At 42.3% G+C, this 12,227-nt stretch carries 15 protein-coding genes and 1 other annotated feature; of the genes, 14 read left to right on the top strand and 1 reads right to left on the bottom strand.

Annotation, left to right across the window (positions count from 1 at the left end; genetic code table 11):
- Nucleotides 1-245 precede the first annotated feature (245 nt).
- From ccdA2 to trpB, 10 genes are all read left to right on the top strand, one after another.
- On the top strand, nucleotides 246-956 hold the full coding sequence (gene ccdA2 / locus K1J10_RS09095; protein WP_223356958.1) for a thiol-disulfide oxidoreductase-associated membrane protein CcdA2: 711 nt from the start codon (nucleotides 246-248) through the stop codon (nucleotides 954-956).
- Nucleotides 957-982: 26 nt separating this feature from the next.
- Nucleotides 983-1,303 (top strand): hypothetical protein, encoded by a 321-nt coding sequence (locus K1J10_RS09090; protein ID WP_223356956.1) that lies wholly within the window; start codon nucleotides 983-985, stop codon nucleotides 1,301-1,303.
- Nucleotides 1,304-1,368: 65 nt separating this feature from the next.
- On the top strand, nucleotides 1,369-1,929 hold the full coding sequence (locus K1J10_RS09085; protein WP_223356954.1) for a redoxin family protein: 561 nt from the start codon (nucleotides 1,369-1,371) through the stop codon (nucleotides 1,927-1,929).
- Between the two features lie 12 nt (nucleotides 1,930-1,941).
- The gene (gene msrB, locus K1J10_RS09080) at nucleotides 1,942-3,063 is read left to right on the top strand and encodes a peptide-methionine (R)-S-oxide reductase MsrB (RefSeq protein WP_223356952.1); all 1,122 of its coding nucleotides are present in this window, start codon (nucleotides 1,942-1,944) and stop codon (nucleotides 3,061-3,063) included.
- Between the two features lie 58 nt (nucleotides 3,064-3,121).
- On the top strand, nucleotides 3,122-3,856 hold the full coding sequence (locus K1J10_RS09075) for a response regulator transcription factor (protein WP_048715808.1): 735 nt from the start codon (nucleotides 3,122-3,124) through the stop codon (nucleotides 3,854-3,856).
- Nucleotides 3,853-5,565, top strand: coding sequence for a cache domain-containing sensor histidine kinase (locus K1J10_RS09070; protein ID WP_223356949.1), 1,713 nt, complete (start codon nucleotides 3,853-3,855; stop codon nucleotides 5,563-5,565). Before K1J10_RS09075 ends, K1J10_RS09070 begins: the two co-directional genes overlap by 4 nt.
- A gap of 375 nt (nucleotides 5,566-5,940) precedes the next feature.
- The gene (locus tag K1J10_RS09065) at nucleotides 5,941-6,519 is read left to right on the top strand and encodes a YutD family protein (protein WP_223356947.1); all 579 of its coding nucleotides are present in this window, start codon (nucleotides 5,941-5,943) and stop codon (nucleotides 6,517-6,519) included.
- 18 nt (nucleotides 6,520-6,537) lie between these two features.
- A complete protein-coding gene (gene rlmN / locus K1J10_RS09060; protein ID WP_006596799.1) occupies nucleotides 6,538-7,626 on the top strand; it encodes a 23S rRNA (adenine(2503)-C(2))-methyltransferase RlmN in 1,089 nt (362 codons plus the stop codon).
- The gene (locus K1J10_RS09055; RefSeq protein ID WP_223356945.1) at nucleotides 7,604-8,137 is read left to right on the top strand and encodes a VanZ family protein; all 534 of its coding nucleotides are present in this window, start codon (nucleotides 7,604-7,606) and stop codon (nucleotides 8,135-8,137) included. Before rlmN ends, K1J10_RS09055 begins: the two co-directional genes overlap by 23 nt.
- Before the next feature lie 77 nt (nucleotides 8,138-8,214).
- Nucleotides 8,215-8,449 (top strand) — a binding site (T-box leader).
- A gap of 124 nt (nucleotides 8,450-8,573) precedes the next feature.
- Nucleotides 8,574-9,761, top strand: a complete 1,188-nt coding sequence (gene trpB / locus K1J10_RS09050; protein WP_048687733.1) for a tryptophan synthase subunit beta — start codon at nucleotides 8,574-8,576, stop codon at nucleotides 9,759-9,761.
- 6 nt (nucleotides 9,762-9,767) lie between these two features.
- Here trpB and K1J10_RS09045 read toward each other — a convergent pair whose 3' ends face one another.
- Nucleotides 9,768-10,427: a prepilin peptidase gene (locus K1J10_RS09045; RefSeq protein ID WP_061563669.1), complete on the bottom strand. Its 660-nt coding sequence runs from the start codon at nucleotides 10,425-10,427 to the stop codon at nucleotides 9,768-9,770.
- A 153-nt stretch (nucleotides 10,428-10,580) separates the two neighbouring features.
- On the opposite strand from K1J10_RS09045, the gene K1J10_RS09040 reads away from it, so the two are divergent.
- The 4 genes from K1J10_RS09040 to K1J10_RS09025 all read left to right on the top strand — a co-directional run bounded on the left by K1J10_RS09040 (nucleotide 10,581) and on the right by K1J10_RS09025 (nucleotide 12,139).
- On the top strand, nucleotides 10,581-11,108 hold the full coding sequence (locus K1J10_RS09040; protein WP_129268598.1) for a Dps family protein: 528 nt from the start codon (nucleotides 10,581-10,583) through the stop codon (nucleotides 11,106-11,108).
- A 120-nt stretch (nucleotides 11,109-11,228) separates the two neighbouring features.
- The gene (locus tag K1J10_RS09035) at nucleotides 11,229-11,447 is read left to right on the top strand and encodes a YqgQ family protein (protein WP_135781856.1); all 219 of its coding nucleotides are present in this window, start codon (nucleotides 11,229-11,231) and stop codon (nucleotides 11,445-11,447) included.
- A gap of 38 nt (nucleotides 11,448-11,485) precedes the next feature.
- Complete coding sequence (locus tag K1J10_RS09030) at nucleotides 11,486-11,830, top strand: rhodanese-like domain-containing protein (RefSeq protein ID WP_048687808.1); 345 nt, start codon at nucleotides 11,486-11,488, stop codon at nucleotides 11,828-11,830.
- Nucleotides 11,831-11,905: 75 nt separating this feature from the next.
- Nucleotides 11,906-12,139, top strand: a complete 234-nt coding sequence (locus K1J10_RS09025; protein WP_135781857.1) for a hypothetical protein — start codon at nucleotides 11,906-11,908, stop codon at nucleotides 12,137-12,139.
- Nucleotides 12,140-12,227: the final 88 nt, after the last annotated feature.

Genomic DNA, 12,227 nt, shown 5'->3' with positions numbered 1-12,227 from the left:
AGCTTACAGAACTGCTTGTGAAGCTCTAGAGGATGAGTTCAAGTAAATGTTGCACTTATTCTTGCAATTTATCAAAAGAATTAAAGTAGCTTGTTTGACAAATTTCGTACTTGAACGTATGACATCGTGTTAGCAGAGGGGAATATTCACCTTCTAATTAAATTCAAGTTTTTGCTTATCAATCTCTCTATTTTTAGAGGGATTTTTTCTTTATACTGGTATCAGAAAGAAAGGGAGGTAGTGAAATGATTCAAACCAGTTTGTTTTCCATTTCAGTATTCTTAGCGGGAGTTCTATCCTTTTTCTCCCCGTGTATTTTGCCACTGATGCCAGTCTATGTAGGGATTCTATTGGATTATGAACGCGTGAAGACGGTTCGAATTTTTGGAAGAGACATTTCTTGGTATGGTTTGGTCAAGACCCTCTGTTTTATTGCTGGTCTATCAACCGTATTTCTTATCCTAGGTTATGGTGCAGGTGCCCTTGGTCAGGTACTCTATGCTCCCTGGTTCCGTTACCTACTAGGAGGGATTGTCATCTTATTGGGAATCCATCAGATGGGCCTCATCAATCTTCAGCAACTCCAAAAACAAAAGAGTATCCAACTGAAGAAGGACGAAAAACGCAATGAATTCTTCAATGCCTTTCTGATAGGGGTCACCTTCAGTTTTGGTTGGACCCCTTGTGTCGGACCAGTTTTGAGCTCTGTTTTAGCCATTGCCGCTTCTGGAGGAGATGGGGCTTTACAAGGTGCTCTCCTGATGCTGGTCTATACATTGGGCTTGGCGCTACCCTTCTTAGTCTTGGCTCTAGCTTCTAGCTGGGTTCTACAACATTTTGCTAAACTCAAGCCCCATATGGGAACCTTGAAAAAAATTGGTGGTGCCCTCATCATCTTGATGGGCATCTTGCTGATGCTAGGAAATCTTAATAGCCTCGCATCCCTGTTTCACTAATCTTGAATGATTAAAGGAGAAAAATCATGAAAAAAATTCTTACACTTACCATTGCTACACTTAGCCTTGTCACTTTAGCAGCTTGTTCTGGACAGAAATCAGATTCAGACATGAAAAAAACGGACGATAGTAGTATGATGAAGAAGGACGATATGAAGAAGGATGACATGAAGGATTCATCCATGTCCGATGATAAAATGAAAAAAGAAGACATGAAAGATTCATCTATGATGTCTGATAGCAGTTCTGAAATGAAGGACGATATGAAAGAAGATGAGATGAAATCCAGCGATTCAGAAATGAAAGATGAAAAGAGTGGATCATCTGATATGAAATCAGACCAATAAAGGACAATAGGAAGAGGAGGTCGTCTGCTTGGGCGACTTTCTCCCTATTTAAAGAGGAGGAAGACATGAAAAAAATAGCCTTAGTAGCGACAGGAATTTTCTGTGTAGGATTGTTAGGGGCTTGCTCTAACCAAGGAATGGCATCATCCAACAAAAGTGAGACTAAGCAGACAGCCAAAACGGGATCTTCAGAGCAAGCTGGAAAGAAGGTTCAAGAGTTTAACCTGCAAGGAGTAGACGGTAAGACCTACCGCTTATCAGATTACAAGGGAAAGAAAGTTTACCTCAAATTTTGGGCTTCCTGGTGCTCAATCTGTCTTTCAACATTAGGCGACACAAATGATTTAGCAAAGGCAGAGGAGGGTAAGGATTATGTGGTCTTATCCGTTGTAGCTCCAACCTTTAATGGTGAAAAATCGGAAGCAGATTTCAAAAACTGGTACCAGTCTTTGGATTACAAGGATTTCCCAGTCTTGATGGACAGTAAGGGCGACTTGCTCAAAGAGTATGGGATTCGCTCTTATCCATCTGCTCTCTTTATTGCGAGCGATGGAACTCTCGCTAAGACCCATATCGGTTATATGAGCAAGGAAGACATCGTCCAGACTCTAAAAGAAATGAAGTAAGGAGGACATAAAATGGAAACAAAATGGAAACTCATTTCCATTCTTTTAGTGGGGCTATTTTGTTTTGGAATCTTTTTCCTTATCAAAGGATCCATGGCCTTGGATACATCAGATACGACGACTGAGCAGATCAAAAAAGCGTCCATGAGTCAGACACCAGTAGCAAACAAAAAGAAGGAAGAAAAAGTCAATCCAGAAGACCAACGAGAAATCTATCTAGCTGGTGGTTGCTTCTGGGGTGTGGAAGAGTATTTTTCCCGTGTTCCGGGTGTCATTGATGCCGAATCAGGTTATGCCAATGGAAAAGGGGATACCACCAAGTATGAACTGGTCAAGCAAACAGGGCATGCTGAAACGGTACACATCACCTATAATGTCAAGAAGGTTTCCTTGAAAGAACTGCTTCTACACTATTTCCGGATTATTGATCCAACGTCGAAGAATCGTCAAGGAAATGATCAAGGGACTCAATACCGAACAGGTGTCTATTATGTCTCCCAAGAAGACCTTCCAACCATTAACCAAGTCTTTGAAGAGGTAGCAAAAAAATACGACAAACCGTTAGCAGTGGAAAAAGAGGAACTGAGCAATTTCATCAAGGCTGAGGACTACCACCAGGATTATCTAAAGAAACATCCGAATGGGTACTGCCATATCGATGTCAATCAGGCTTCTTATCCTGTTATTGATGCTAGTCGCTACTCTAAGCCAAGCGATGAGGAAATCAAAAAGAAGTTATCTCCTGAAGAGTATGCGGTGACACAAAAAAATGATACCGAACGAGCCTTCTCCAATCGTTACTGGGATCAGTTTGATGCCGGTATTTATGTAGATGTCGTGACCGGTGAGCCACTCTTTTCCTCTAAGGATAAATTTGATTCTGGTTGTGGTTGGCCAAGTTTCAGTCGTCCTATTAGTCCTGATGTGGCAATCTATAAGGAGGATAAGAGTTTCAATATGACTCGGACAGAAGTTCGGAGCCGTGTGGGAAATTCCCATCTGGGCCATGTTTTTACCGATGGTCCCAAGGAAAAAGGCGGCCTTCGTTACTGCATCAATAGCTTGTCAATCAAATTTATCCCTAAAGCAGAGATGGTGGAAAAGGGCTACGGTTATTTATTGGACTATGTCTGAGACATTTGGAACCACAATTTGCTATAATAAGCATAGCAAAGACAAGTAGGTGAAAGACATGTATGCGATCATGATTGTGGAAGATGAAGAGCTTATCCGGCAGGGACTGACTTCCTTAGTGGATTATGAACAGTTTGGAATGACCGTCATCAACCAGGCAGAAAATGGCCGTGAGGCCTGGGAGAAGTTTCAAGATCAACCAGCTGATATCCTTCTAACCGATATCAATATGCCACAAATGAATGGCTTGGATCTGGCCCATCTCGTCAAAGAGCAGTCTCCGTCTTGTCATATCATTTTTTTGACAGGTTATGATGACTTTGAGTTTGCAAGGAAAGCCATCAAGTTAGGTGCAGATGATTATTTGCTGAAGCCTTTTTCAAAAGATGATATTGAAGAGATGTTAGCAAAGGTGAAAGGAAAACTCGATCAAGAGCGAAAAAAGGCACAAGTCGAAGATTTGGTCAGTCATGGTTATTCGACAGACTTGGAAGAAGCTATTCATGCTCGTTTAGCAGATTCCCAGTTAACCCTGAAGGATTTGGCCTATCAACTTGGTTTCAGTCCCTCTTATCTAAGTGTATTGATCAAGAAAAAATTGGGACTTCCCTTTCAAGAATACCTTATCCAGGAGCGAATGAAGAAGGCTCGGCTCTTGCTTCTCACGACAGATTTAAAGATTTATGAGATCGCCGATCAGGTTGGTTTTGAAGATATGAACTATTTTTCTCAACGCTTTAAGCAGGTTGTTGGGGTGACGCCAAGGCAGTACAAAAAAGGAGAGCATGAATGAAACGATATCCTTTGCTGATCCAGCTGGTCCTCTACTTTTTTCTCTTCATTCTCTTGCTGTTTGGTCTTATCGGTAGCCTCTATTATCAAACGAGCTCAGGGACGATCCGCCAGCTAACGGAGCGGACGACAAGAAATAGTATCGATCAAAGCAGTCAGTTTATAACCTCTTATCTAAAAAAATTAAAGCAGACCACAACGGTGCTTAGCAAGGAACAGGCTGTTCGCCAATTTGCCCAAGATAGGAGTGCGGATCAAGAAACGGTTCAGCACTTGATGCGAACGATGATTGAAACGGATCCGGACCTGGTCTCAGCAGTCCTGGTGACTAAGGACGGACGTCTGGTAGCGACAGATACCAAAATCAGCATGCAGACTTCTTCAGATATGATGAATGAAAGTTGGTATCAAGAGGCGATTAAGGAAAGAGCCATGCCGGTCTTGACGCCAGCTCGAAAGGAATCCTTGACCTCGGAAAAAGAAAAATGGGTGGTTTCTATTACCCAAGAAGTGGTCGATCAGACTGGCCAAAATCTCGGAGTAGTACGCTTGGATATTGGCTACGATAGCCTTCAGGCTTACTTGGATCACCTTCAACTAGGGAAACAAGGCTTTAGTTTTATCATTAATCAAAAGCATGAGTTTGTCTACCATCCTAAAAAGGCGGTCTATTCCTCCAGCCAAGAAATGCAGGCCATGCAGCCCTATATTGCTGTGAAAGATGGTTATGCAAAAGGAGGGCAGAATTTTATCTATCAGGTTCCGATTCCAAATAGTGATTGGACCTTGATTGGAGTGGCTTCACTTGAAGGACTTCAGATGCTTCAGTCGCAGCTCCTATACTCTTTCATTGGTCTAGGATTACTAGCTTTGATCATGTGTTTAATAGGGATCGGCTTTGTTCTGCGTTTGTGGATCAAACCCTTACGAGACCTTCAGGCTATCATTTTGAGGATTGGAGCAGGAGATGCTCACGTGAGAGCTGCAGCCAAAGGATCTCCAGAATTGGTGGACCTCGCTCAAACTTTTAATGCCATGTTGGACCAAATCGATAACCTCATGCAACAGGTTAAGGAAGAGGACCAGAACGCACGGCGTTACGAGTTGCGGGCACTTTCGGCTCAGATTAATCCGCATTTCCTCTATAATACCTTGGATACGATTGTCTGGATGGCGGAGTTTAATGATAGTCGGCGCGTAGTCGATATCACCAAGTCTCTGGCTCAATATTTTCGACTGGCTCTCAACCAAGGCCAGGAACAAATCCTACTGAGAGATGAAATTGACCATGTACGCCAGTATCTTTTCATTCAGAAGCAACGTTATGGTGAAAAGCTCAATTATGAAATTCTAGAAGATGAACAGTTGGGCGACTATCAGCTCCCCAAATTAGTGCTTCAACCCTTAGTGGAAAATGCGATTTATCATGGCATTAAAGAGATCAATCGGCCAGGTCTCATTCGAGTGACGACTGAAGTCAGTGGAGACTCCGCCTGCGTATCGATTTTTGACAATGGACGAGGGTTTGACCAATCAGAGTCAACAGACCAAACCCTTCTTCGTTTAGGAGGTGTTGGCTTGAAAAATGTGGACCAACGATTGCATCTTCAATTTGGTGAAGCCTATCATATGGAGATTGATTCTAAGGCCAATAGCTATACGAAAATCACTCTTTATTTGCCTCTTCCATCCGGCAATGAATATTCATAGAGACAAAGATTGCCTTCTTTGTTTTAGATTGAAGACGAAGTCATCTAAAAACTTTCCGCCGTGAGAAAAGTGCCTGAAACGCAATTGTTTCAGGCACACGGAATTATTGAGACCTTAGGCTCAATAATTAGTCATGGAACTTCTACGAAGTTCGCTGACGTCCGTACTCACCTAAGGAAAGTTTTTCAGAAGACTTTATTTTCCATCTGAGCAGGCTTTGAAAAAGCCTGCTTTTTATAATGTGACAGGAAGAAGAGATAAATTAAATCGTCAGACTTTTTACAGATTTTCTCTTTTCCGTTGAAATTCTATCTAAAGATAGGGATTTATGATAAAATAAAGTGTTACAACTAAAGGTATGAATAAAGGAAGGCTATGCGCAAAGAAATATCCCCTGAATTATTTAATTACAATAAATATCCCGGACCGGAATTTCGTCTGGTTGGCAGTCAAGTGCTAGCAGAACAATTGACATTTGAGCTGGTTGAGAATCAGAATGATGCCTTTGATGCGACGGTCTTTGGTCAGCGTTTTTCAGAGGTTTTGACCAAATTTGATTACATTGTCGGTGATTGGAGCAATGAACAGTTGCGCCTACGTGGCTTCTATAAAGATGATCGTCCTGTCACAGATGCAGAGAAAATCAGCCGTCTGGAAGATTATTTATTAGAATACTGTAGCTATGGCTGTGCTTATTTTGTCTTAGAAAATGCAGAACCTCGTCGAGCATCCTTTGACAAGAAATCTTCTCCTAAACAACAGGAAGAGGGGAATCGTTCTGCTAAGCGTGGCGGTCGTCAAAATCGCCGGAATCGCTCTAAAAATCAGACACGGGAACGTGAACAAGAGCAAAAACAAAAGACTTCTCAACCAAAGAAAAAGAACCGTCAGCGGTCTAGAAAAAAAGATGCACAGGGTGAGCAAGAACGCCATTTTGTCATCCGTCAAAAGTAAAGAGAGAAAAGAGATAAGATGAAACCTTCAATTTATGGCTTGACTCGACAAGAACTGATCGAGTGGGCAGAAGAAAATGGTGAAAAGAAATTTCGAGCGACCCAAATCTGGGAATGGCTCTATCGGAAACGCGTCCAGTCATTTGAAGAAATGACCAACCTATCGAAGGACTTGATTGAAACCTTGAACGACCAGTTCGTGATCAATCCTTTGAAACAACGAATCGTTCAAGAGTCGGCAGATGGGACTGTTAAATACCTCTTTGAATTGCCAGATGGCATGTTGATCGAGACAGTTTTGATGCGTCAACATTATGGCTTGTCAGTCTGTGTCACCACTCAGGTAGGGTGCAACATCGGCTGTACCTTCTGTGCATCTGGTTTGATCAAGAAGCAACGCGATTTGAACAGCGGGGAAATCGTTGCCCAAATCATGTTGGTTCAAAAATACTTTGACGAACGTGGACAAGATGAACGTGTCAGCCATATCGTTGTGATGGGAATTGGTGAGCCGTTTGACAACTACAAGAATGTCTTAAGCTTTGTCCGTACGGTTAATGATGACAAGGGGCTGGCTATCGGTGCCCGTCATATTACCGTTTCAACGTCTGGCTTGGCTCATAAGATTCGTGACTTTGCCAATGAAGGGGTTCAGGTCAACTTGGCAGTATCCCTTCATGCTCCAAACAATGACTTGCGTTCTAGCATCATGAAAATCAACCGGGCCTTCCCGATTGAGAAATTATTTGCGGCCATTGAGTACTATATCGAAACGACCAACCGTCGGGTGACCTTCGAGTACATCATGCTCAACGAAGTCAATGATGGTGTCGAGCAAGCCTTGGAATTGGCAGAACTCCTCAAAAAGATCAAGAAGCTATCTTATGTCAACTTGATCCCTTACAACCCAGTTAGTGAGCATGACCAATATAGCCGGAGTCCAAGAGAGCGAGTGATGGCCTTCTATGACACCTTGAAGAAAAATGGAGTCAACTGCGTGGTTCGTCAAGAGCATGGAACAGATATCGATGCCGCTTGTGGACAATTGCGTTCTAATACGATGAAGAGAGACCGGGAGAAAGCCATTGTTGAAGAAGCTCAACCGTAACAACTGGCTGATAGAAGAAGGGCAATTAACAAAAAAAGGAAGACAACTGCTACTAGGTGGCAGTTTCTTCTATTTTGTCCTGCTCTGCCTCATGTGTTTTCTTCCCCAGCGACCTGAACCAGGGATGGAAACACCTGGGATTCAACATTTTGGTCGTGTAGTCGTATTACTGATTCCCTTTAATTCTCTCATCAACCTAGGTCAAGTGACCAGTCTGCTCCAGCTGATCAAGGTGTTTGTACAGAATATAGCCAATATCTTTCTCTTATCTCCTTTGGTCTTTCAACTGCTGTGGCTCTGGCCTTGGCTAGGCACTCGGAAACGCGTCCTTTTCTTTAGTCTAGGGATGAGTGTGTGGATCGAGCTCAGTCAGATTGTCCTAGACCTTTTATTTGATTTCAATCGGGTGTTTGAGATAGATGATCTGTGGACCAATACCCTGGGAGGCTACCTAGCCTATCTGTGTTTTAAATGGCTGCAAGCTTCTATAAGTAAGGACAACCTATCTTAGTTTGGTACAAAATCCGAACGATTGAAGACGATTTCAAATTTTGGGTTGACAAACTGTAGGCAGGAAGCTATAATAGCTTCAAGACATCAGAAAAGTAGGGATTTTCTCACTTCCAGGGAGCTTGTGGTGATTGTGAACAAGCAGTGGTGAATCTTGAAATGGGCTGATGCGTTTATGATGATGAATTTGAAACAATAAAAATTCGGTGAGCACACCTTATCGTGCACCCTGTTGTTAGACAGGTCAGAGATGTAGGGGAAAGACTATTTTCCTACAATGGAGGTGGCACCGCGGTATCGAATCGTCCTCACACAGATTTTTCTGTGTGAGTTTTTTTGTATCTCAAAAGGACCCTGTGAGACTGCAGCTCAAAGGGCCAGCGAGAGAGAAAAAAGATCATAAACAGGATTGAAGATATAGAAAAGAGGACACAATCATGACAGAAACAAAAGGCTATTTCGGACAATTTGGTGGATCTTTCGTACCAGAACCTATTCAAAACTTGCTCGATCAATTAGAGGCAACTTTTGAACAGTACAAAAATGACCCAGAATTTATCGCAGAATACAAACATTATCTGAAAGATTATTCTGGACGGGAAACACCGCTCTACTTTGCGGAAAGTTTGACAGATCATTTAGGTGGGGCGAAAATTTATTTGAAGCGCGAAGACTTGAATCACCTAGGTTCTCATAAATTGAATAACGTCTTGGGGCAAATTCTCTTGGCTAAACGCATGGGCAAAACACGCGTGATTGCTGAAACAGGAGCTGGTCAACATGGTGTGGCTACAGCAGCTGCGGCAGCTAAGTTTGGTATGGCCTGTGATGTCTACATGGGGGCAGAAGACGTGGAGCGCCAACGTCTCAATGTCTTCCGCATGGAAATGATGGGGGCAACCGTCCATGCGGTTGAAACAGGTACTAAGACCTTGAAAGACGCTGTAGATGCTGCTTTTGGAGCATGGATGGCAGATTTAGATGCTTTTTATGTCTTGGGTTCTGCTGTTGGCCCTCACCCTTACCCAACCATTGTGCATGAATTTCAAAAAGTGATCAGTGAAGAGTCTAAACGTCAAATCTTGGAAAAAGAAGGCCGTTTGCCAGACTATGTGATTGCCTGTGTCGGTGGTGGATCCAATGCCATCGGTGCCTTCTCCCAATATGTAGGCGATGAGGAAGTCAAATTGGTCGGTGTTGAAGCAGCTGGTCATGGCTTGGACACAGACCAGCACGCAGCGACCATGACCAAGGGGACTGTAGGAGTTGTCGATGGGATGAAGACCTACGCTGTCTTTGGCGAAGATGGAAAAGTAGCGCCGGTTTACTCGATTTCTGCTGGTTTGGACTACCCAGGAGTTGGACCAGAACATGCCTTCTTTAAAGATTCTGGTCGCGTCGAATATGTGGCAGCGACAGATGATGAAGCGGTTCAAGCTCTTCTTCTCCTCAGTAAGACAGAAGGGATCCTCCCAGCTATTGAAAGTTCACATGCGATTGCAGAAGCTGTCAAACGTGCTCCACAATTGGATAAAGACAAGATTATCATCATCAATGTTTCTGGACGTGGGGACAAGGATGTAGCTGCTATTGCCGATTATTTAGAAGCGAAAGCTACAAAATAAGCAATCTTATCTGCTAAACATTGTAAAAAACAGTAAGGCATGATAACTCAGAAAAAGACAGGGAACGAAAGGAATCCGGTCTTTTTCTTTTTTAAAGACAAAGACTAGGAGGCCAATGAGGGAAGCCCCTTGCATGACTAGGAGGACTTGGACGGCCGAGAGGGTCAAAGAAAAAGTAGCCAGCAAGAGAAAATCCCCTGCTCCAATGCCGATGGAGTAAACAGCTGACAGGACTCCTAAGAAGAGAAAGACTCCCATCAAGAGGGTAGGACTGGTGAAAAACAGGCAAAGGGCGTGAAGCACTAGCCAGAGGAGGAGAGGGTACTCCATGGATCGCAAATCATAGATGGCTAAAACGCAACTGCCAAGAAGAACCAGGAGATGAGGAATGGGAAGAAGACCCTGGTAGCACAGCAAAAAGAGGAGACCACTCCAGGCTTCAAAAAGAGTATACCAGTAAGGAAGGGAACTCTGGCAGTAGCGGCAACGGAATTGAAAAAGGCATTGCGAAAGAATAGGGATCAAGTCTAGAAATCCCAAGGTCTGTTGACATTGGTCGCAATGGCTTCTTGGACGAATGATGGAGCTTTCTGGAAAACGGTCGATGACGAGACCTAAAAAGGAGGCCATACAGGCGCCGACTGTAAAAAAATAGAAGTTGATCATACTTATAGTATTCGTAAAAAAGATGACTAATGAGGATTAGAAATGAAACAATTTTCTAACTTTTCTTATTTGAGCATTTTCTCTTGCATTTCTTAATTAGAAGGATTATAATATAACTAAATTAGAATAATTCTAAAAAAGGAGAAATCATTTATGACAACAATCAAAAAAGAAGCAGCAAAAGACGTAGCAACATTTGCAACTATTAGCGAAGTAAGCAAGAGCTTAACCGATACAAAAGCGGTTTTGAATCAAGTGGTGGCAGACCTTTATGTCGCTCATATTGCCTTGCACCAAGTACACTGGTATATGCGTGGTCGTGGCTTCCTCGTATGGCATCCAAAAATGGATGAGTACATGGAAAGCTTGGATGCGACTCTTGATGAAGTGAGTGAACGCTTGATTACCTTGGGTGGTGCCCCATACGCTAGCATGGTTGAGTTCTTGGAACATAGCAACATCCAAGAAGAAAAAGGTTCATTCGAACGCTCTATGGAAGAAAGTTTGGGACGTGTCCTTTCTATCTTCCGCTACTTGGTAAGTCTTTATCAAAAAGCCTTGGATATCACAGATGCTGAAGGAGATGACGTGACCAACGATATCTTTGTTGGTGCAAAAGCTGAATTGGAAAAACATATCTGGATGATTGCCGCTGAATTGGGCCAAGCACCAGGTTTGTAATCTGAAACTAAACAAACGAGCCTTCCTTGCTTGGGGGGCTCGTTTTTTGGAGGAGATTTTTCCTGTAAATAAAACAGGGACCATCTTGAAAATACTTGAAAGATTTGATAGAATAAGCACATGAAAACCCTGTACGATGTTCAACAATTTCTGAAAAAATTTGGAATCATTATTTATATCGGAAAACGACTTTACGACATTGAATTGATGAAGATTGAATTGAAAAGGATCTATGACGCTGGGCTGATGGAAAAATTGGATTATCTAGAAGCAGAAGCCGTCTTACGTAGAGAACACACACAGGAATTACGTTATTTAGAAGAGGATAAAGAAAAGTGAGTCTATTAAATGTTTTGGGTTGGTTAGTTGTATTTGGTATGTTCGGCTGGATGGGCTACAATTACTTCCGTATCCGTCGGGCAGCAAAAATTGTGGACAATGTAGAGTTTGAAGAATTGATTCGCAAAGGCCAATTAGTGGACCTGCGTGATCCGAATGAATTCCACGCTAAGCATATTTTAGGAGCTCGGAATATTCCATCCAACCAATTAAAAGTGAGCCTGGCTGCCCTTCGAAAGGATAAACCGGTCTTGCTCTATGAAAACAGTCGTGGTTCCCGTGTGACCAATGCGGCCCTCTTCTTGAAAAAACAGGGTTACAAAGATATCTATATCTTGTCCTATGGTTTGGATTCTTGGGATGGAAAAGTCAAGACGAATTAAGATCAAGGAAAATGTTGCTAAAGATGCTTGATGTATCATAATATAATGATATTAATGTTAAGGGGGTTCTAGAAATTGCAAGAAAAGAACAATTCCTCATTTGTTATGGGTATCATATCTATTATTCTTGCCTTTATATTTCCATTGTTAAGTATTATTTTTGGTATTTTAGGTTTGGCCTTGGCTATTTTAAATCAAAACGAGTCTGGACTAGACTATACGACAGAAAAAATTCTCTCTATTATAGGGATTGTGCTTTCTGTAATTTTCTGTCTTATATTCATCTCACAACTTTCGGGAATTAATTAAAACAAAAAAAGCGCCCTGTTGTAAAATGAAGTGCAACACAAAAGACACGTTCATCTGATATACTAGAATTGCGAAAAACAGCATAAAG

This window comes from Streptococcus australis (assembly GCF_019930045.1).
Lineage (GTDB): Bacteria > Bacillota > Bacilli > Lactobacillales > Streptococcaceae > Streptococcus > Streptococcus australis_D.
This window is presented reverse-complemented; position numbering and strand designations above follow the sequence as displayed.